The organism is Streptomyces sp. NPDC085460 (assembly GCF_044541975.1).
In the GTDB taxonomy this organism is placed as follows: domain Bacteria; phylum Actinomycetota; class Actinomycetes; order Streptomycetales; family Streptomycetaceae; genus Streptomyces.
Map to the genome: position 1 here is coordinate 539,166 of NZ_JBITTO010000001.1, position 20,120 is coordinate 559,285.

At 73.6% G+C, this 20,120-nt stretch carries 16 protein-coding genes; 12 read left to right on the forward strand and 4 right to left on the reverse strand.

Features of this window, described 5'->3' with window-relative positions; genetic code table 11:
* Nucleotides 1-3: 3 nt before the first annotated feature.
* A complete protein-coding gene (gene dgoD, locus ACIGHB_RS02445; RefSeq protein WP_360310240.1) occupies nt 4-1,149 on the forward strand; it encodes a galactonate dehydratase in 1,146 nt (381 codons plus the stop codon).
* A 72-nt stretch (nt 1,150-1,221) separates the two neighbouring features.
* On the opposite strand, the gene ACIGHB_RS02450 is transcribed toward dgoD, so the two are convergent.
* The gene (locus ACIGHB_RS02450) at nt 1,222-2,841 is read right to left on the reverse strand and encodes an arabinogalactan endo-beta-1,4-galactanase (protein ID WP_399908849.1); all 1,620 of its coding nucleotides are present in this window, start codon (nt 2,839-2,841) and stop codon (nt 1,222-1,224) included.
* 241 nt (nt 2,842-3,082) lie between these two features.
* On the reverse strand, nt 3,083-5,104 hold the full coding sequence (locus ACIGHB_RS02455; RefSeq protein ID WP_399908851.1) for a beta-galactosidase: 2,022 nt from the start codon (nt 5,102-5,104) through the stop codon (nt 3,083-3,085).
* 216 nt (nt 5,105-5,320) lie between these two features.
* On the opposite strand from ACIGHB_RS02455, the gene ACIGHB_RS02460 reads away from it, so the two are divergent.
* The 6 genes from ACIGHB_RS02460 (at nt 5,321) to ACIGHB_RS02485 (ending at nt 11,192) form a co-directional block, all read left to right on the forward strand.
* The gene (locus tag ACIGHB_RS02460; RefSeq protein ID WP_399908853.1) at nt 5,321-6,634 is read left to right on the forward strand and encodes an ABC transporter substrate-binding protein; all 1,314 of its coding nucleotides are present in this window, start codon (nt 5,321-5,323) and stop codon (nt 6,632-6,634) included.
* Nucleotides 6,631-7,614 carry a carbohydrate ABC transporter permease gene (locus tag ACIGHB_RS02465; RefSeq protein ID WP_399908855.1) on the forward strand — a complete coding sequence of 328 codons (984 nt, stop codon included), beginning with the start codon at nt 6,631-6,633 and terminating at the stop codon, nt 7,612-7,614. The genes ACIGHB_RS02460 and ACIGHB_RS02465 overlap by 4 nt, the downstream gene beginning before the upstream one ends.
* Entirely contained in the window at nt 7,611-8,525 is a 915-nt protein-coding gene (locus tag ACIGHB_RS02470; protein ID WP_360310248.1) for a carbohydrate ABC transporter permease, read from the forward strand. The genes ACIGHB_RS02465 and ACIGHB_RS02470 overlap by 4 nt, the downstream gene beginning before the upstream one ends.
* 29 nt (nt 8,526-8,554) lie before the next feature.
* On the forward strand, nt 8,555-9,580 hold the full coding sequence (locus ACIGHB_RS02475) for a LacI family DNA-binding transcriptional regulator (RefSeq protein ID WP_360310250.1): 1,026 nt from the start codon (nt 8,555-8,557) through the stop codon (nt 9,578-9,580).
* 170 nt (nt 9,581-9,750) lie between these two features.
* Nucleotides 9,751-10,071 carry an L-rhamnose mutarotase gene (locus ACIGHB_RS02480; RefSeq protein ID WP_360310280.1) on the forward strand — a complete coding sequence of 107 codons (321 nt, stop codon included), beginning with the start codon at nt 9,751-9,753 and terminating at the stop codon, nt 10,069-10,071.
* A 92-nt stretch (nt 10,072-10,163) separates the two neighbouring features.
* The gene (locus tag ACIGHB_RS02485) at nt 10,164-11,192 is read left to right on the forward strand and encodes a LacI family DNA-binding transcriptional regulator (protein ID WP_399908858.1); all 1,029 of its coding nucleotides are present in this window, start codon (nt 10,164-10,166) and stop codon (nt 11,190-11,192) included.
* Nucleotides 11,193-11,262: 70 nt separating this feature from the next.
* Here ACIGHB_RS02485 and xylA read toward each other — a convergent pair whose 3' ends face one another.
* The gene (xylA, locus tag ACIGHB_RS02490; protein ID WP_399908860.1) at nt 11,263-12,435 is read right to left on the reverse strand and encodes a xylose isomerase; all 1,173 of its coding nucleotides are present in this window, start codon (nt 12,433-12,435) and stop codon (nt 11,263-11,265) included.
* A 196-nt stretch (nt 12,436-12,631) separates the two neighbouring features.
* On the opposite strand from xylA, the gene xylB reads away from it, so the two are divergent.
* The 4 genes from xylB to ACIGHB_RS02510 all read left to right on the forward strand — a co-directional run bounded on the left by xylB (nt 12,632) and on the right by ACIGHB_RS02510 (nt 18,038).
* Entirely contained in the window at nt 12,632-14,110 is a 1,479-nt protein-coding gene (xylB, locus tag ACIGHB_RS02495; RefSeq protein WP_399908862.1) for a xylulokinase, read from the forward strand.
* 71 nt (nt 14,111-14,181) lie between these two features.
* On the forward strand, nt 14,182-15,516 hold the full coding sequence (locus ACIGHB_RS02500; RefSeq protein ID WP_399908864.1) for a hypothetical protein: 1,335 nt from the start codon (nt 14,182-14,184) through the stop codon (nt 15,514-15,516).
* Nucleotides 15,500-16,270, forward strand: a complete 771-nt coding sequence (locus ACIGHB_RS02505; protein ID WP_399908866.1) for a hypothetical protein — start codon at nt 15,500-15,502, stop codon at nt 16,268-16,270. The genes ACIGHB_RS02500 and ACIGHB_RS02505 overlap by 17 nt, the downstream gene beginning before the upstream one ends.
* Before the next feature lie 91 nt (nt 16,271-16,361).
* On the forward strand, nt 16,362-18,038 hold the full coding sequence (locus tag ACIGHB_RS02510; protein ID WP_399908868.1) for an FAD-dependent monooxygenase: 1,677 nt from the start codon (nt 16,362-16,364) through the stop codon (nt 18,036-18,038).
* On the opposite strand, the gene ACIGHB_RS02515 is transcribed toward ACIGHB_RS02510, so the two are convergent.
* Entirely contained in the window at nt 18,035-18,652 is a 618-nt protein-coding gene (locus tag ACIGHB_RS02515) for a phosphoribosylanthranilate isomerase (RefSeq protein WP_360310262.1), read from the reverse strand. The genes ACIGHB_RS02510 and ACIGHB_RS02515 overlap by 4 nt on opposite strands.
* A gap of 100 nt (nt 18,653-18,752) precedes the next feature.
* On the opposite strand from ACIGHB_RS02515, the gene ACIGHB_RS02520 reads away from it, so the two are divergent.
* Entirely contained in the window at nt 18,753-19,949 is a 1,197-nt protein-coding gene (locus tag ACIGHB_RS02520; protein WP_399908871.1) for an ROK family protein, read from the forward strand.
* Nucleotides 19,950-20,120: the final 171 nt, after the last annotated feature.

The window sequence follows — 20,120 nt, forward strand, 5'->3', positions numbered from 1 at the left end:
TCAGTGAAGATCACCTCCCTGCGCACCTATCTCGTCGCCCCCCGCTGGTGCTTCCTGCGGATCGACACCGACGAGGGGATCACCGGCTGGGGCGAGCCCGTCGTCGAGGGCCGCGCCCACACCGTCGCCGCCGCCGTCGACGAGCTCTCCGACTACCTGATCGGCCAGGACCCGATGCGGATCGAGGACCACTGGCAGGTCCTCACCAAGGGCGGCTTCTACCGGGGCGGACCGGTCCTCTCCAGCGCCGTCGCCGGCATCGACCAGGCCCTGTGGGACATCAAGGGCAAGGCCCTCGGCGTCCCCGTCTGGCAGCTCCTCGGCGGCAACGTGCGCGACCGCGTCCGCGTCTACAGCTGGATCGGCGGCGACCGCCCCGACGAGGTCGCCTCCGAGGCCGTCGCCCGGCAGCGCGAGGGCTTCACCGCGATCAAGATGAACGCTTCCGCCCAGCTCCGGCTCATCGACACGCCCGCCGCCACGCAGGCGATCGTCGACCGGGTCGCCTCCATCCGCGAGGCCGTCGGCGACGCGTTCGACATCGCCATCGACTTCCACGGCCGCCTCACCGCCCCGATGGCCCGCCGGGTCCTGCCGCTCCTGGAGCCCTACCTCCCCTTCTTCGTGGAGGAGCCCGTCGTCCCGGAGCTCAGCGACCACATCGGCGAGATCGTCCGCTCCACCTCCATCCCCATCGCCACCGGCGAACGCCTCTACTCCCGCTGGGACTTCAAGAAGGTCCTCGGCCAGGGCATCGCCGTCGCCCAGCCGGACCTCTCGCACGCCGGCGGCATCTCCGAGACCCGCAGGATCGCCGCCATGGCGGAGGCGTACGACGTCTCCCTCGCCCCGCACTGCCCGCTCGGCCCCATCGCCCTCGCCTCCTGCCTCCAGGTCGGCTTCGCCACGCCGAACCTGCTCATCCAGGAGCAGAGCCTCGGCATCCACTACAACACCGGCTCCGACCTCCTCGACTACCTGGTGGACCCCTCGGTCTTCCGGTACGAGGACGGGCACGTGGCCCTGCCCACCGGCCCCGGCCTGGGCATCGAGGTCGACGCGAAGGCCGTCGAGCGGGCCGCCGAGACCGGCCACCGCTGGCGCAACCCGGCTTGGCGCCGCGACGACGGCTCCCTGGCGGAGTGGTAGACACGACCGGGAAGGGCCGGACCCCACGGGGCCCGGCCCTTCATCACGCGCGGTACATGCGGTCCATGCGGTCTACCGGTGGGCGAGCCACGCCGCCGCCGGCAGCAGCCTGCTGTCGTAGTCGAACAGCGCCTGGTTCTCCCAGCCGTTGCCCGACGCCGGGTCCGTCGGGTCCCAGCCGTTGCCGGTCACGGCGGTCCAGGCCGGCTCCCAGTAGACGACGCCGAGACCCCGGCCGGCCGGGACGGCCTCCACCACGTTCATGACGTCCCGCAGCCACGCCGACTGGCCCGCCGGGGTCGCCGGGTAGCCGGGGACCAGCTCGGAGGAGAGGTCGATGATGTTCTCGTGCGCGTCCTCGCTGTCCAGCCGGAACGGGTACGCGGTCTCCGCGACCATCACCTTCTTGCCGTAACGGGCCGAGATGTCGTCCAGGTTGGCCTGGAGCGAGGACAGCGCCCCGTGCCAGTAGCCGTAGAAGGAGAACGCGATCACGTCGTAACTCACGCCCTGCGCCTTGGCGTTGTCGAACCAGTTCCGGTAGAGGGCGTTGTCGCCGCCGTTCGCCAGGTGCAGGGCGATCTGGGTGGACGAGGAGACCGCCTTGGCCGCCGAGATCCCGGAGTTCAGCAGCCCGGCCAGCTGCGTCCAGTTGGTCGTGGAACCCTCGGGCCACAGCATGCCGGTGTTGATCTCGTTGCCGATCTGCACCATGTCGGCCGTGGTGCCCTGCGCCTTCAGCGCGCTCAGGACGTCGTACGTGTGGTCGTACACGTCCGTCCTGAGCTGCGCGTACGAGTGGCCGGCCCACGCGGCGGGCTTGGACTGGGCGCCGGGATCGGCCCAGATGTCCGAGTAGTGGAAGTCCACGAGGAGCTTCATGCCCTGCGCCTTGATCCGCTGCGCGGTGGCGAGGACGCGGGCCTTGTCGTTGTAGCCGTCGGCCGGGTTCACCCAGACCTTCAGCCGGCCGTAGTTGGCGCCCGCGTTCCTCAGGAGCGCGACCGGGTCGCCGGTCGTCCCGGAGGCGTTCTTGTAGGTGCCGCCGAGGTCCTGACTCTTCTTCAGGGCGGAGAGGTCGACGCCCTTCACGGTGAGGCCGGTGGTGCCCGGGGTGAAGGTCAGGTCGTCGACGTTGAGCCAATTGCCCGCCTGGGCATCGGAGTTGACGCTGATCGTGCAGGCGCCGCCGACGACCTTGACCGGCGTCACGATCCGTATCCAGCCGGTCGAGGTGACCGGCAGGTCGGTGCGCTGCTCGGCGGAGCCGCAGTTGCGCAGCGCCAGATAGGCGGCGTTCTGCCCGCCGCCGGAGCGGACCCAGGCGCTGAGCGTGTAGTTCCCGTCGGTGAGACCCGACAGGTACTGGTACGTCTCCACCTTGTACGCGGCGGACGACCAGTGCGACAGGCGGTGGCCGCCGCTGCGGCCGCCGGCCTCGGTGAAGGAGGCGGCGTTCTGGCCGGTGGCAGAGTAGGTCGACCAGCCGGACGGCGTGGCCGCTCCGGTGCCGTCGGCCTCGAAGCCGGCGTTGGTGAGCGTGCTCGCGGCCACGGCCTGCTGGGCGGGCAGCGGGGCGAGCAGCAGGCCCGCGCCGAGCACGGCCGCGAGACCCGCGGACCGAAGCCGCAGCCGGGGCTGGAGCTGGGGCCGAAGCCGGGGCCGGGGTCGGCTGTTGACGGTGATGCGCATCGTCGATGTCCCTTCGACGGTGACGGATGGGGGAGTGGTGGTGCGGTGGCGCTGTTCCTGGGGGACGGTGCTGGTGGGGGTGGTGCGGCTCACCCGAGGGCGGCGCGGCGTGCGCGTACCGCCCCCGGGGAGTTCGGGGCCCGGCCCCGGAGGGGGCCGGGGGAGAGCGACGCGGGTCAGCCGGCCGGCCACCGGCCGTCAGCGGGCCCGCGTCAGCCGTGGCCCGTCGGCCGTCCGGCCGTCAGCCGTCCAGGCGGACGACCCCGGTCCCGCCCGCCGGCACGGTGAGCGTGCCGGTCACCCGGGCGCCGGAGAGGAGTTCCGTGCCGGGGCCGTCCAGGGGGACCTTCGCGTCCTCGGTCGTGTGGTTGAGGGCGAAGACGTAGTGGCCGTGGGCGCCGGCGCGGTGGACGACCTCCACGTCGCGGGGGAGACCGGCGCGGCCGGGCACGCCCGCGTCGTCGCAGGCCGCCGCCACGATCGCGTCCAGCGAGGCCGCGTCGAGGCGGGTGGAGACGTACCAGGCGGTGCCCCGGCCGAGCCGGTGCCGGGTGACCGCGGGGCCGCCGGCGGCCGGGCCGTCCGCGTACGTCCAGACGGTCTCGGCCCCGCGCGGGCGCACGAACTCGGTCCACAGGTCGCCGGTGAGCGCGGCGCCGCCGGGGCCGGTGAGCTCGACCCGCTGGTGGTCCAGGAGCGGCGACCACTCGTCGACGGTGAGCCCGAGGACGTCTCGCAGGGCGCCCGGGTAGGCGCCGGGGTGGACGGCGTCGTGCTCGTCGACGATGCCGGAGAAGTACGAGACGACGAGCGTGCCGCCGTTCTCGACGTACTCCCGGAGGTTCTGTCCGGCGGCCTCCGTCATCAGGTAGAGCGCCGGGACGACGACGAGCGGGTAGGCGGAGAGGTCGGCCTCGGGGTGGGCGAAGTCGACCGTGAGGTGCCGGTCGTAGAGCGCCTCGTAGTAGCTGTCCGCGCGCTCGCGGGCGTCGTGGCCCTCGTGCGGCCGCCACTCCAGGCCCTGCGCCCACCAGGAGTGCCAGTCCCACAGCATGGCGACGTCCGGGACGGTCCGGCTGCCCCGGATCTCCTCCAGGGCGCCGAGGCCCGCGCCCAGCTCGACGACCTCGCGCCAGATCCGGGTGTCCGTGCCGCCGTGCGGGACCATCGCCGAGTGGAACTTCTCGGCGCCGCGCCGCGACTGCCGCCACTGGAAGAACATCGCGCCCTCGGAGCCCCGGGCGACATGGGCGAGGGAGTTGCGGGCCAGTTCGCCGGGCCGCTTGGCCGGATTGCGCGGCTGCCAGTTCACGCCCGAGGTCGAGTGCTCCAGGAGCAGCCAGGGGGCGCCGCCGGCGACGGAGCGGGTGAGGTCGGCGGCCATCGCGAGATTGACGTGGGTGCGCCGGCCGTCGGTGATCAGATAGTGGTCGTTGGTGACGAGGTCCACCTCACGGCCCCAGGCCCAGTAGTCGAGCGCGTCGCACTGGCTGAGCGCGGTCATGAAGTTGGTGGTGACCGGGACGCCCGGGGACAGCTCGTGGAGGATGTCCCGCTCCGCGCGGAAGTTCCCGCGGATCGTGGCGTCGGCGAAGCGGCGGTAGTCCAGCCGCTGCGCCGGGTTGCCGACCGTCGGGGTGGTGCGGGGCGGCAGGATCTCCTCGTACGCGCCGTACCGCTGGCCCCAGAAGGCGGTGCCCCACGCCTCGTTCACCGCGTCGAGCGAGCCGTACGCGCCGGCCAGCCAGCGGCGGAACCCGGCGGCGCAGGTGTCGCAGTAGCAGGCGCTGACGGGGACGCCGTACTCGTTGTGGACGTGCCAGAGGGCGAGCGCCGGGTGGCCGGCGTAGCGGCGGGCCAGCTCGGTGGTGATCCGGGCGGCGGCCTCGCGGTAGGCGGGCGAGCTGTGGCAGATCGCCCCGCGCGAGCCGTACGTGTGCCGGACGCCGTCGGCGGTGACCGGCAGCGCCTCGGGGTGGGCGCGGTAGAACCAGGCGGGCGGCGCCACCGTCGGCGTACCGAGGTCCACGCGGATGCCGTGGGCGTGCAGCAGGTCGAGGACCCGGTCGAGCCAGCCGAAGTCGTAGCGGCCCCGCTCGGGCTCCAGGAGCGCCCAGGAGAAGATCCCGACGCTCACCATCGTGACGCCGGCCTCCTTCATCAGCCGTACGTCCTCCTGCCAGACGCCTTCCGGCCATTGTTCGGGGTTGTAGTCCCCGCCGAACGCGAGCCGGGTCAGGCCCTTGGGGGTCGTGGCTGACATGAGTCTCTCCTGAGCACCTGTGAAACGGAAGGGGGTGTTCGATCGCTGTGACTGTGAACGTACACACATCAGATTTCGAAGTGGCAACGCAACATAACCGCACAGGAACAACCATTGACAAGTGTCCGGAACGTTTCTCTACTGTGAACGCTCACAGATGCATGGTCGGCCTCTCCGTCCGAGGGAGAGGCCCCTTTCGGTCAGGGAGAACCACCCATGCCCCAGCTCACGCGCCGCGGCCTCGCCGCCGCCACCGCCGTCCTTCTCGGCGCCACCGCGCTCACCGCCTGTGGCTCCTCCGACTCCGGCGGTGAGGCGGGCGCCGGGTCCGGCCCCGTCAAGCTCACCTACTGGGCCTGGGCCCCCGGCATGGACAAGGTCGCCGCCCTCTGGAACGCCGAACACCCCGACATCCAGGTCACCGTGCAGAAGCAGGCGTCCGGCGACGACCTCGTCACCAAGATCATCACGGCCGCCAAGGCCCACAAGGGACCGGACCTCGTCCAGGCCGAGTACCAGGCCCTGCCGACCCTCGTCAGCAACGACGCGCTCGCCGACATCGCCGGCGAGGTCAAGGGCGTCGAGAAGCAGTTCGCCCCCGGCATCTGGCAGCAGACCACCTTCGGCGGCGACGCCGTCTACGCCCTGCCCCAGGACTCCGGCCCGCTGATGTTCTTCTACCGCGAGGACCTGTTCAAGCAGTACGGCCTCACCGTCCCCACCACCTGGGACGAGTTCGCCGAGACCGCCCGCGCCCTGAAGAAGAAGGACCCGAAGAAGGCCCTCACCACCTTCTCCGCCAACGACTCCGGCCTCTTCGCCGGACTCGCCCAGCAGGCCGGCGCCGCGTGGTGGACCTTCGAGGGCGAGAAGTGGAAGGTCGGCATCGACGACGCCGCCACCCGCAAGGTCACCGACTTCTGGGGCGGCCTCGTCGCCGAAGGCGCCATCGACAACCAGCCCATGTACACCCCCGCCTGGAACAAGGCCCTCAACACCGGCGAACAGCTCGCCTGGGTCTCCGCCGTCTGGGCCCCCGGCACCCTCACCACCGCCGCCCCCGACACCAAGGGCAAGTGGGCCATGGCCCCGCTCCCGCAGTGGACCGACGGCGAGAACGCCACCGGCAGCTGGGGCGGCTCCTCCACCGCCGTCACCAGCGACTCCAAGAACAAGGCCGCCGCCGCCCGATTCGCCACCTGGCTCAACACCGACCCCGAGGCCCTGGCCGCCCTCGTCAAGGAGAGCGGCATCTACCCCGCCGCCACCGCCGCCCAGACCAGCGGCGCCCTCGCCAAGGCCCCCGACTACTTCGCCAACCAGCCCGACTTCTACACCCGGGCCGCCGCGATAGCGAAGACCACCGCCCCCGCCGCCTGGGGCCCCAACGTCAACGTCGCCTACACCGCCTTCAAGGACGAGTTCGGCAAGGCCGCCAAGGCCAAGAGCGGCTTCCCCGCCGCCCTCGCCAAGGTCCAGGACACCACCGTGACCGACCTGGAGAAGCAGGGCTTCGGAGTCGCCAAGTGACCCAGCCCGCCAAGGGCGCCCGCCGGTCGTACGGGGTGAAGACCGCCCCGTACGCCCACCCGTCGCCCACCACCACCCTCAAACGAGCGCGAAGCGCCCCCTACTTCTTCCTCCTCCCGGCCGCCGCCCTCTTCCTCCTCTTCTTCGCGCTGCCCATCGGCTACGCGCTCTGGCTCAGCCTCCACAAGGTCGAGATCAAGGGACTCGGCCTCGGCAAGGGAGCCAAGTCCGAGGTCTGGGCCGGCCTGGAGAACTACGCCTCCGCCCTCACCGACTCCGAGTTCCTCGCCAGCGCGCTCCGCGTCCTCGGCTACGGGGCCATCGTCGTCCCCGTGATGCTCGGCCTCGCCCTCCTCTTCGCGCTGCTGCTCGACTCCCCGCGCGTCCGGGGCCGCTCCTTCGCCCGGCTCGCGATCTTCCTCCCGTACGCCGTGCCCGGCGTCATCGCCGCCGTCCTCTGGGGCTTCCTCTACCTCCCGGACGTCAGCCCCTTCCACTTCCTCCTGGAGAAGGCCGGACTCCCGCAGCCCGACCTCATGGACGGCGGCCCGCTCTACCTCGCCATGTCCAACATCGCCGTCTGGGGCGGGACCGGCTTCAACATGATCGTCATCTACACCGCGCTGCGCGCCCTGCCCGCCGAGGTGTACGAGGCCGCCAAGCTCGACGGCTGCTCCGAACTCCAGATCGCGCTCCGCGTCAAGATCCCGATGGTGGCGCCCTCGCTGGTCCTCACCTTCTTCTTCTCCATCATCGCCACCCTCCAGGTCTTCAACGAGCCCATGACGCTCAAGCCGCTCACCAACGGCATCCCCTCCACCTGGAGCCCCCTGATGAAGGTCTACAACGACGCGTTCACCGGCGGGAACATCCACGCGGCCTCCGCCACGGCCGTCGTCCTCGCCCTCGCCACCTTCGCGCTCTCCTTCGCCCTCCTCAGGATCTCCAACCGCCGCACCACACAAGGAGCCGGCCGATGACCGGGATCGCCTCCCCGACGCTCCGCAAGGCGCCCCCCGCGCCCGGCACCACCCCCGGCGTCCCGCAGGGGCCGCCCCGCCCCCGCCGCACCGCGCTGCTGCCCACGGCGGCGCTGATCCTCGGCGCCCTCTACTGCCTGCTCCCGGTCGCCTGGGTCGTCGTCGCCGCCACCAAGGCGGACGACGAACTCTTCTCCACCTTCACCTTCCTCCCGGGCAGCGGCCTCGCCGACAACCTCGGCGACCTCACCGCCTACCGCGACGGCATCTACTGGACGTGGATGGGCAACTCCGTCCTCTACGCCGGCCTCGGCGCGCTCCTGTCGACCGTCGTCTCCGCCTTCGCCGGCTACGCCCTCGCCGTCTACCGCTTCCGCGGGCGCGAGCTCTTCTTCAACGTCATGCTCACCGGCGTCCTCATGCCCCCGGTCATCCTCGCCATCCCGCAGTACCTGCTCATGGCCGAGGCCGACCTCACCGACAGCTACGCCTCCGTGCTGCTGCCGCTGATCCTCTCCCCGTACGGGGTCTACCTCGGCCGCATCTACGCCGAGGCCGCCATCCCCATGGAGCTGGTCGAGGCGGGCCGGGTGGACGGCGCCGGCGAATGGCGCATCTTCACCCGGATCGCCGTCCCGATGCTCGCCCCCGGCCTGGTGACGATCTTCCTCTTCCAGTTCGTCGCCATCTGGAACAACTTCCTGCTGCCGTTCATCATGCTCGGCGACGACGAGAAGTTCCCCATGACCGTCGGCCTGTTCACGCTCCTCAAGCAGGGCGCCAGCCAGCCCGCCCTCTACACCCTGGTCATCACCGGCGCGCTCCTCGCCGTCGTCCCGCTGATCGCCCTCTTCCTCGTCATCCAGCGGTTCTGGAGCCTCGACCTGCTGTCGGGCGCCGTAAAGTCCTGAGCACAGGGGAACGAGGGGAAACACACAGCATGAGCACAGCAGCGAGCAGGCGCAGGCCGGTGACCATCCACGACGTGGCCCGCGAGGCCGGCGTCTCGCGCGGCACCGTCTCCCGCGTCCTCAACGGCGGCCACTACGTCAGCCCGACGGCCAAGGCGGCCGTCGACGCCGCGATCCGGAGAACGGGGTACGTCGTCAACCGGCACGCCCGCTCGCTGATCACCGGCAAGTCCGACTCCGTCGCCTTCCTCCTCACCGAACCGCAGGAGCGCTTCTTCGAGGACCCCAACTTCAACGTCCTCCTGCGCGCCTGCACCCAGGCGCTCGCCGACCGCGACATCCCCCTGATCCTGATGATCGCCGGCACCGAGGACGAGCGCCGCCGCAACCTCCGCTACATCGAGGCCGGCCACGTCGACGGCGTCCTCCTCGTCTCCAGCCACTCCGGCGACCCCGTCGTGGCCCGGCTGCACGAGGCCGGCGTGCCCGTCGTCGCCTGCGGCAAGCCGCTCGGCCAGACCACCCGCATCGGGTACGTCGCCGCCGACGACCGCGACGGCGCCCGCGAGATGGTCCGCCACCTCCACGCCACCGGCCGGCGCCGGATCGCCACCGTCACCGGCCCGCTCGACACCCCCGGCGGCGTCGAGCGGCTCGCCGGCTACCGCGAGACCCTCGCCGCCTGCGGGCTCCCCGTCGACGAGGACCTCGTCGTCACCGGCGACTACAGCCGCGCCAGCGGCGCCGAGGCCGCCCGCACCCTCCTGGAGCGGGCCCCCGACGTCGACGCCGTCTTCGTCGCCTCCGACCTGATGGCCCAGGGCGTCCTCGACGCCCTCGCCCGCGCCGGCAAGCGGGTCCCCGAGGACATCGCCGTCGGCGGCTTCGACGACTCGCCGGCCGCCCTCTCCTCCCAGCCGCCGCTGACCACCATCCGGCAGCCCTGGGACCGGATCAGCGCCGAGATGGTCCGCACCCTCCTCGCCCGGATAGCGGGCGAGGACCCGGCCACCGTCATCCTCCCCACGGAACTGGTGGTCCGCGAGTCCGCCTGAGCCCCGCCGGGGCGCCCCTCACGTACCATGAATCGATTCACGCTTCACCGCAAGGTCATCCTCCTCCTAGGTACCGTCGAGGTTCTTGACCGCCGGGCGGACGGGGATCTAGCGTCCGGTCGCGGAGCGTGTGAAACATTTCATTCGATGACGTGAGCCGAGGAGCCGCCGTGCGGAGGGTCTGCTTCCTGCTGAAGGTGCGTGCCGAGCGGGCGGAGGAGTACCGCGCGCGCCACGCCGAGGTCTGGCAGGAGATGCGCGACGCGCTCACCGCCGCCGGCTGGCACAACTACTCGCTCTTCCTGCGCGAGGACGGCCTCCTCGTCGGCTACCTGGAGACCGAGGACTTCGACCGGGCGCGGGCCGCGATGGCGGCCACCGAGGTGAACGCCCGCTGGCAGGCCGAGATGGCCGGCTTCTTCGAGGAGACGGCCGGCCGGCGCCCGGACGAGGCGATGCGCCCGCTGACCGAGGTCTTCCACCTCGCGTGAGCGCGCAGCCGCATAGGATGCGACAGGTGGCGGCGACCCCGGACGGACCGGGCGGGCAGGACGGACGGCCGGGTGGGACGCAGGTGGAACGGGTGACGGGCACCGCGCGGACCGTCGGCATCAAGGACGTGGCCCGGGAGGCCGGCGTCTCCGTCGGCACCGTCTCCAACGTCATCAACCAGCCGGACCGGGTCTCCCCGGCCACCCTCGAACACGTCCGCCGCGTCATCGACCGGCTCGGCTACGTCCGCAGCGAGTCCGCCCGTCAGCTGAGGGCGGGCCGCAGCCGGATCATGGCGCTGCTCGTCCTCGACATGGGCAACCCCTTCTTCGTGGACATCGCCCGCGGCGCCGAGCGGACCGCCCGGGCGGCCGGTCTCGGCGTCATGGTCTGCAACAGCGACCAGAACCCCGGCGACGAGGCCGACTACCTCTCCCTCTTCGCCGAACAGCGGGTCCGGGGCGTCCTCGTCACCCCCGCCGACCCCAGCGGCGGCAACCTCCGAGACTTCCGCCGCCACGGCATCCCGTACGTCCTGGTCGACCGGGTCGGCGGGGACGGCGGCGGCTGTTCCGTCTCCGTCGACGACGTCGTCGGCGGCTCCCTCGCCATCCGCCACCTCGTCTCCGCGGGCCACCGCTCCTTCGCCTACGTCAGCGGCCCCGACCGCCTCCAGCAGGTCCGGGACCGCCGCGAGGGCGCCCTGCTCGCCCTCGCCGAGGCGGGGCTCCCCGCCGAAGCCCTCCGCGAACTCCCCGCGGACCGGCTCGACGTGGCCTCGGGCCGGGACGCCGGCTCCCGCCTCCTCGGCCTCGCCGACCGCCCCACCGCCGTCTTCTGCGCCAACGACCTGCTCGCCCTCGGCGTCCTCCAGGCGCTGTACGCGGCCGGGGTGCGGGTCCCGGAGGACATGGCGATCGTCGGCTACGACGACATCGAGTTCGCGGCGGCGGCCACCGTGCCGCTCACCTCGGTGCGCCAGCCGGCCGTGACCCTGGGGGCCCGGGCCGCCGAACTGCTCCTGGAGGAGACCGGCGAGGCGGCGGCGGACCACCGGCACCAGCGGGTGGTGCTCCAGCCGGAGCTGGTCGTCCGCCGCTCCACCCTCGGCCCCCGCTGACGCCGCACCGGGCACCCGGTCGCCGGCCACCGGGTGCCGGGAGCGGGGTTCAGGGCGCCGGTCGCCGGGCTCAGGGCCGTACGCCGAGCAGGTGCTCCAGGGCCAGCTGGTCGAGCCGCTCGAAGGCCATCGAACGCGCGGCGGCGGCGTCCGCGTCAAAGGTCTCGTACGCGGTCGGGTCGGCGAGCAGTTCCGCGAGGCCCCCGGGCGCGGTCGGCACGGCGAGGTCCGGCAGCCGGGAGGCGGCGAGCGCCTCCCGCACCTCCGCGTCCGCGCGGAACGCCGCGGCCCGCTCCTTCAGGATCAGATAGTTCCGCATGCAGTTCTTCGCCGACTCCCAGACGCCGTCGGCGCCGTCGGTGCGCACCGGCTTGAAGTCGAAGTGGCGCGGCCCGGTGTATCCGGCGGTCTCGAGCAGGTCGACCAGCCAGAACGCCTGCCGCAGATCGCCCGCCCCGAAGCGGAAGTCCTGGTCGTACTTGATGCCGGACTGCCCGTTGAGGTCGATGTGGAAGAGCTTGCCGGCCCACAGCGCCTGCGCGATGCCGTGCGGGAAGTTGAGCCCGGCCATCTGCTCGTGCCCCGTCTCCGGGTTCACGCCCACCAGCTCCGGCCGTTCCAGGCGCTCGATGAAGGCCAGGGCGTGACCGATCGTGGGGAGCAGGATGTCGCCGCGCGGCTCGTTCGGCTTGGGCTCGATCGCGAAGCGCAGCTCGTACCCCTGCTCGGTGACGTACTGCCCCAGCAGGTCGAACGCCTCCTTCATCCGGTCCAGGGCCACCCGCACGTCCTTCGCCGCGCCGGACTCGGCGCCCTCGCGCCCGCCCCAGGCGACGTACACCTCCGCGCCGAGCTCGACGGCCAGGTCGATGTTCCGGATCGTCTTGCGCAGGGCGAAGCGGCGCACGTCCCGGTCGTTGGCGGTGAAGGCGCCGTCCTTGAAGACCGGGTGGGTGAAGAGGTTGGTGGTGGCCATGGGGACCTTCAGGCCGGTGCGGTCGAGGGCGTCCCTGAACCGCTTCACGACGGCTTCGCGCTCTGCCTCCGGCGCGCCGAAGGGGATCAGGTCGTCGTCGTGGAAGGTGACGCCGTACGCCCCGAGACCGGCCAGCCGCTCGACGGACTCGACCGGGTCCAGGGCCGGGCGGGTCGCGTCGCCGAAGGGGTCGCGGCCCTGCCAGCCGACGGTCCAGAGGCCGAAGGTGAAACGGTCCTCGGGGGTGGGGGAGAAACGCTCGGGCATGGTGGGTCCTTCTCCTGGCGGCCTGATTTGTTTTCTGAGATAACTAATACGCCACCGGTAGCGGCGGCGCCAGACCCCGCACGTGTCGGAGTGGCGCCACCGTTCCCCGGCGGCGCCAGACCCCGCACGCGTCGGAACGACCGGAGACCGGAAGGGCACGGGTCGGAACGACCGGAAACCGGAAAGAGGTGAGGGCGTGCCCGTCAGCCGCTCCGTCGTGATCGGCGTGGACAGCTCCACGCAGTCCACCAAGGCCGTCGCCGTCGACACCGCCACCGGCGAACTCCTCGGCCTCGGCCGCGCCCCGCACACCGTCACCGGCACCGGAGGCGCCCGCGAGAGCGACCCCGAGGAGTGGTGGACGGCCCTGGTCACCGCCGTCCGCGCGGCCGTACGCGACTCCGGCGCCGCCCCGCACGCCGTCACCGGCATCGCCGTCGCCGGCCAACAGCACGGCCTCGTCGTGCTCGGCGCAGGCCACCGGCCGCTGCGCCCCGCCCTCCTCTGGAACGACACCCGCTCCGCCGCCCAGGCCGCCGCCCTCACCGAGGGCCTCGGCGGGCCCGGGGCCTGGCTCCGCCGCACCGGCTCCGTCCCCGTCGCCTCCATGACCGCCGCCAAGTGGCAGTGGCTGCGCGAGCACGAGCCCCGCCACGCCGAGGCCGCCACCGCCGTCCGCCTCCCGCACGACCTGCTCACCGAGCGCCTCTCCGGCGAGGCCGTCACCGACCCCGGCGACGCCTCCGGCACCTGCTGGTACGCCACCGCCGACGGCGCCTACGACCCCGGCGTCCTCGACCTCCTCGCCCTCGACCCCGCCCTGCTGCCCGCGGTCGCCCCCACCGGCGCCACCCCCGCCGGACGGCTCACCGCGACCGCCGCCGACGCCCTGGGCCTGCCCCGCGCGGTGACCGTCGCCGCCGGCACCGGCGACAACATGGCCGCCGCCGTCGGCCTCGGCCTCGGCGCCGCCGGCCTCCTCGACCACCCCGTGGTCAGCCTCGGCACCTCCGGCACCGTCTTCGCCGCCACCCGCACCCGCCCCGCGGACCCCGCCCTCGCCGGCTTCGCCGCCGCCGACGGCGGCTACCTCCCGCTCGGCTGCACCCTCAACTGCACCCTCGCCGTCGACCGGTTCGCCGGCCTCCTGGGCCTCGACCGCGAGGACGCCCGCCCCGGCGGCGAGACCGTCGTCCTCCCGTACCTGGACGGCGAACGCACCCCCGACCTCCCCGCCGCCGCCGGCCTCCTCACCGGCCTCCGCCACACCACCGACCCGCGCGCGATCCTCGGCGCCGCCTACGAGGGCGCGGCCTTCACCGTCCTGCGCGCCCTCGACGGACTCCTCGCCGCCTGCGGCCTCGACCCCGCCGACCCCGCCGTACGCGACCGGCCGCTGCGCCTGATCGGGGGCGGCGCCCGCGGCCGGGCCTGGACCGACACCGTCCGCCGCCTCTCCGGCCGCCCCCTCGTCGTCCCCGCCGCCGGCGAACTCGTCGCGCTCGGCGCCGCCGCCCTCGCCGCGGGCGCCGCCACCGGCGACGACCCGGTCGCCGTCGCCACCGCCTGGGGCACGGGCACGGGACCGGTCCTCCCGCCCGTCGCCCGCGACGACGCGACCTGGCGGCGCATCGAGGAGGTGCTGGCGAAGGCCACGCCGACGCTGCTGTCATAGGCGGCCGTTACCGTTGGCCTTCCAAGATCCCGGGTGAGCCGCCGAGATCCGCGAAGGGCAGGTGCCGATCCATGAGCACGAGCACGACGGAGCCGACAGAAGCGCGCATCGAGGACGCGGACAACATCCTCGTCGCGCCGTCGTCGTCACACGACGACGACGTGGTCAGGGACTTCTTCGGCCGGGTCCTCACCCCGGAGGAACTGGCCGCCGGCGCGCCCGACCTCACGCGCGCCACCGTCTACCTGTACGGCGACACCTCCGGGACCGACGAGCGCCTCCTGCGGTCGGCGGCCCGGGTGTTCACGGTCCGCGAGCCGGCCGGCGAGCCGGCCCGTACGCCGTCCCCGGAGCCGTCCGTCGCCCGTACGCCGTCCCCCGAGCCGTCCGTCGCCTGTACGCGGTCCCCCGATCCGTCACGCGACCACGCCGGGGACGGCGGCGGGCCGTGGACCGCCGTCGGCACCGGCCGCGTGCCCACCCGTGTCCACGGCGCCGGCGTCTTCTACCGCCGCTTCTTCGCACCCGAGGCCGGCCACTTCGCCAGGATCCGCGCGGAGCACGAGTTCCAGACCCTGACGGAGTCCACCAAGCCGGGAACGGCTCATCGCAGCGGCATCTACCTCACCCCCGTCACCCGCGACGGCGACGCGCTCCACTTCCGCCTGCTCCGCTGCTCCACCAACCTCTCGGGACCGACCGAGGGCTTCCGCCCGACGGACACGCGGATCGTCGACGCCCTCAACCGCGAGGCCGCCGCCGTCTTCCGGAACCACGCGCCGCTCAACCACGTCCTGGCGCAGACCTACCACAACACCCCCGCCACGGAAGGCCGCAAGCAGTCCAAGGCGAAGATCTCGTCCCACGCCGACAAGACCAAGGACATGCCGGTCGACGGCATCATGGCCTTCTGCACCTTCTACGACGGACTCGACGGGCTGGAACCCCTGGCCGGCGACCCCTTCGACCTCGGCGTGAAGGGCGTCAGCGGACTGACCCGGCTCCACTTCCGCCTCAAGGACCCGGCCGCCGCCGAACTCCACGGGGCCACGCTCCCCGCGCAGTTCACCCTGACCCTCCACCCCGGCTCGGTGTTCCTCATGCCGCTCTCCACCAACCGCCTCTACACCCACGAGATCCGCCCCTCGGGCCTGGACGCCGCCCTGCTCCCGACCCGCCTGGGGTACGTGGTGCGGTGTTCGCGCGCCGAAGCAGTCCACCAGGACGGCCGCACGTTCCTGAAGAGAGACGGAGCGCTGGTGGAGCTGGAACCGCCCACCCCGGACGGCATGGACGAACTCCGCGCGCTGTACGCCGAGGAGAACAGGACCCCGGCCTTCGTCGACTACGGCGACGCGTTCCTCTTCAGCATGAACACGGGAGACTACCGTGCCCCCCGCGCCTGACCTCCGGGACCGGATCCTGACCCGCGCCCTCCCGGCGGAGGACAACCCCTTCGCCGAACTGTCGGCGTCCGTGCGCTGGGAGGACGTCGGCAAGGGCCGGCGCGGCGCCGTCCTGACCAAGGTCGACGCGGCGGGCGGCGTACCGCTCGTCCGCACCACCACGCGGTACGCCACCCCCGCCCAGCGCTTCAGGCCGGTGCACGAACGGCTCGCCCACCGGATCCAGGACGTCACGGGGAGCCCGGCCGCCTTCGACAACGCCCTCATCGAGACGTACACGAACGCCTACGCCACCATGGGCGCCCACTCCGACCAGGCACTCGACCTGGCCGACGGGTCGATCGTCGCCGTCTACTCCTGCTACGAGAACCCCGATGCGGGCCCGCCGAGAAAGCTGGTGTTCGAGCCGAAGGAACCCGGCGCCGGAGGGTTCGAGCTGCCCCTCGCACACCACACCGTCGTCGCCTTCTCCGTCGACACCAACCGACTGCTCCGGCACCGGATCGTCCTGGAGGAGGCGGGAAGGGCGGCCGAGAACCAGTGGCTCGGCGTCACCTTCCGCACCTCGAAGACCACCCTCCGGTTCCGCGACGGACACGCCCACCTCCCGCAGGGCGCCCGCCTCACGCTCGCCGACGAGGAGCAGCGGGGCGCCTTCTACCGGCTGCGCCGCCGGGAGAACCAGGAGACGGACTTCCGCTACCCCTCGCTGACCTGCACCGTCAGCGAGAGCGACCTCATGCCGCCTGACTGACCCGGCCCGCACCGAGTGGCGCGCCTCCCCGCGCCCGGGCGACCATGGTGGCGGAACGACCCGTTCGGGGGCCGCACGCCCGGGAGGCGCCGTGGCACACACCAGCGGATCAGGGGCGCGGTCCGGCGGGACGGACGTGCTCGTCGTCGGGGCGGGACCGGTGGGCCTGACGGCCGCCCTGGAGCTGCGCCGCCAGGGCGTCGCGTGCCGGATCGTCGACCGGCTCCCCGAGCGGCTGCCGTACGCCAAGGCCGTCGGCGTCCAGCCCCGCACCCTGGAGGTGTGGGACCGGATGGGCCTGGTCAGGGCCGCCCTGGAGGCGGCCGTGCCGATGCGCGGGCAGTACGTGTACGTCGACGGCGTCGAGCAGGGCCGGTACGACCTGGTGCTGCCGCCCGAGGTGCCGTACGGCTTCGCCGCCCTGCCGCAGTACGAGACCGAGCGGCTGCTCGAAGAGGCCCTCGCGCGCCACGGCACCCGCATCGAACGCGGCACCGCGCTCGACTCCTTCACGCAGGACCCGGACGGGGTCACCGCACGCCTCACCGACGCCACCGGCGCCCGGGAGGAGCTGCGGACCGGCTACCTGGTGGGGTGCGACGGCGCCCACAGCACCGTCCGCAAAGGGCTCGGGCTCTCCTTCGAGGGCGGCGCGTTCCCGGAGGAGTACATGCTCGGCGACGTGGAGGTCGACTGGGACCTCCCCGAGGGGTACGGGCTGCGCTCGATGCGCCTCGACGGCGACGGGGCCGTCGACGACGTCCTCGTCTGCATCCCGCTGCCCGGCCGCCGCCGCTACCGGATGTCGATGCGCGTGCCGCCCGGACTCTCCGCCCAGGACACCGGCCCCGGCGCCCGCGTCGCGCACGGGCTCGACGGCGGCGCCGCCCCCGGCCTCGCCGACATCCAGGCCGTCCTGGACCGCCTCTCCCCGCAGCGCACCACGGCCTCGGCGCTCCGCTGGGCCTCGGTCTTCCGGATCAGCCACCGCATCGTGGACCGGTACGGCGAGGGCCGGGTCTTCGTCGCCGGGGACGCGGCCCACATCCACCCGCCGACCGGCGCCCAGGGCATGAACACCGGCATCCAGGACGCCTACAACCTCGCCTGGAAACTCGCCCTCGCCGTCGAAGGGGCCGCCTCCGCCGGGCTGCTCGCCAGCTACGACGCCGAGCGCCGCCCGGTCGGCGAGGAGGTCGTCGGCCGCACCGTCCGGCACGCCACCGGCGGCGGCGTACAGGCCGACCCGGAGGACCCGGAGACCCTGATGCTCCGCGAGGCGCAGCTGCTCGTCGGCTACCGGGGCAGCCCGGCGGTGGACCCGCCCGGCGACGGCCCCGGGCCGGGACCGGGCGACCGCGCCCCCGACTGCGGGGGCCTCGCGGGCCCCATCGCCACCTACCCCGTCCGCCTCTACGACGTCCTCCGCGACCGCCGGACCGTGCTCCTGCTGTACGGGACGGGGTACGGCTCCGGCGGCGTCGCCGGCCGGGACGACCTGGCCTCGACGGCCTGGCGCGCCACCGGCGGACGGGTCGACGTCTGCGCGATCCGACCGCCCGACGGGCCGGCCGGCGCGGGCCCGCTGCCCGTCTACCGGGACACCGGCGGCGAGTTCGCCGCGCGGTACGCGGTCGACCCACACCGGCCCACGGCCTTCGTCGTCCGCCCGGACGGCTGCCTGGGCGCCCGCCTCGCCGACCCCGACCCGACCCGCCTGACCGCCCACCTGGCCCGGGTCTTCGCCACCCCCGACGCCGGGTCCTAGGGCGTGCCGGCCGCGGCCTTGGCCGCGGTGACGAAGGCGCGCACCAGGTCGTGGTCCTTCACGCCCGGCGCCGACTCGACGCCGCTGGAGACGTCGACGCCCCAGGGGCGGGCGGCGGCGATCGCCTCGGCGACGTTCCCGGGGGCGAGTCCGCCCGCGAGGAGCCAGCGGCCCTCCGGGCGGGCCGACTCCAGGAGCGAGAGGTCCCAGCGCGAGCCCGAGCCGGCCCGGGGCGAGTCGAGCAGCAGGATCTCCTCGCCCAGCGCGCCCACGCGGGTGTCGGGCCCGTCGGCGAGCGCGGTCGCCCGCCACAGGTGCGGGAAGACCCCGGCGGCGGCCTCGAACTCGGCGCGGTCGTAGCGGCGGCCGTGCAGCTGGAGCGCGTCGAAGCCCAGGCCGGCGGCGAGCCGGGCGGCCTCGGCGGCCGGGGTGTCGTTGACGACGAGGACCGACACCACGCCGTCCGGCACCCGCGCCACGAGCGCCGGCAGCCGGTCCCGGTCGAGCCCCCGGACACTGGTCCCGCTGATCACGAGCCCGATCGCGTCCGCGCCCGCCTCCGCGGCCACGTCGATGTCGGCGGTCGTGGCGAGCCCGCACACCTTGACGAACACTCTGTCGCTCCTCTGCTCCCGTACCGGCGCCGCCGAGCCTACTGCCCCAGGTCGGACCGTTTCTGTCCGAGCGAAAAGGGCGACTAGGCTCTCGCTCACCATGAACCAGACCACGGAACCCAAGGCCGACAAGTCGGGCGTGCGCCGGCACAACCTGAGTCTCGTCCTCAGGACCGTCCACGACGCCGGCGAGACCACCCGGGCCGCCGTCGCCGCCCGCGTCGGCCTCACCCGGCCGGCCGTCTCCTCCCTCGTGGAGCAGCTGCTCGACCTCGGGTTCCTGGTCGAGTCCGGCAAGACCTTCAGCGGTCAGGCGGGCCGTCCCGGCACCGTCCTCAAACCGGCCGGGACCGGCCCGGCGGGCCTCGGCGTCGAGATCAACGTCGCCTACGTCTCCGTCTGCCTGGTGGACCTCACCGGCACCGACCGGATCCGCCGCACCGTACGCGTCGACAACCGCGCCGCCGCCCCCGACGTCCTCGCCCGGGCCGCCGGGATCGCCGCCGAGGCGCTGACCGAGGCCGAGGCGCTGGGCCTGGGGCCGGCCGGCGCCGCGCTCGCCCTGCCCGGTCTGGTCTCCGGCGGCACCGTCCGCCAGGCCCCCAACCTCGGCTGGCACGACACCCCCGCCGAGAGCCTCTTCGGGGACGCCCTCGCCGCGCTGCGCCCCACCGCGCCGCCGCTCGCCGTCGCCTCCGACAACGAGGCCAACATGGCGGCCCTCGCGGAACTCCGCTTCGGCGCCGCCGACGGGCCCCGCACCTTCCTCCACCTCACCGGCGAGACGGGGGTCGGCGGAGCCGTCGTCGTCCACGGCGAACTCCTGCGCGGCGCCCACGGCTTCGCCGGCGAGATCGGCCATCTGGTCGTCGACGCGGAGGGCCCCCGCTGCCGCTGCGGCTCGCGCGGCTGCCTGGAGCAGTACGCCGGCCAGGCCGCGCTCCTCGGCGCGGCGGGCGCCGGCTCCGTGGACGACCTCGCGGCCCGCGCCGAGCGCGCCGACCCCCGGGCGCTCGCGGCGCTCGGGGAGGCCGGCCGGATGCTCGGCCGGGCGCTCTCCGGCGCGGTGAACCTCCTCGACCCCGAGGCCGTCGTCCTCGGCGGCATCTACCCCCGCCTGCTGCCCTGGCTGGCCCCGGCCGTCACCGCCGAACTCGCCGCCCGGGTCGTCTCGGGGCTCTGGCCCGCCGACGCCGCCCGGCTGCGCGCCGCCTCCCCGGCCACCGACGCGGCCCGGGGCGCCGCCGCCCTGGTCCTGCACGACGTCCTCGCCGACCCGCTCGCCCACGCCCTCTGACGGGAGAACGGCCGGGCGACCGCGACGGGAGCCCGGCTAGGGCCTGTCGTCAAACACCGGCCTGCCCCGCGACGCCATGCACGCACTCTCGCCGCACCGGGCACAAGCCCGAGTACGCCCAGTACGAGGGCGTGCGCCCGGCACGCCGAGAGCACGCACCTGACGCCGCGG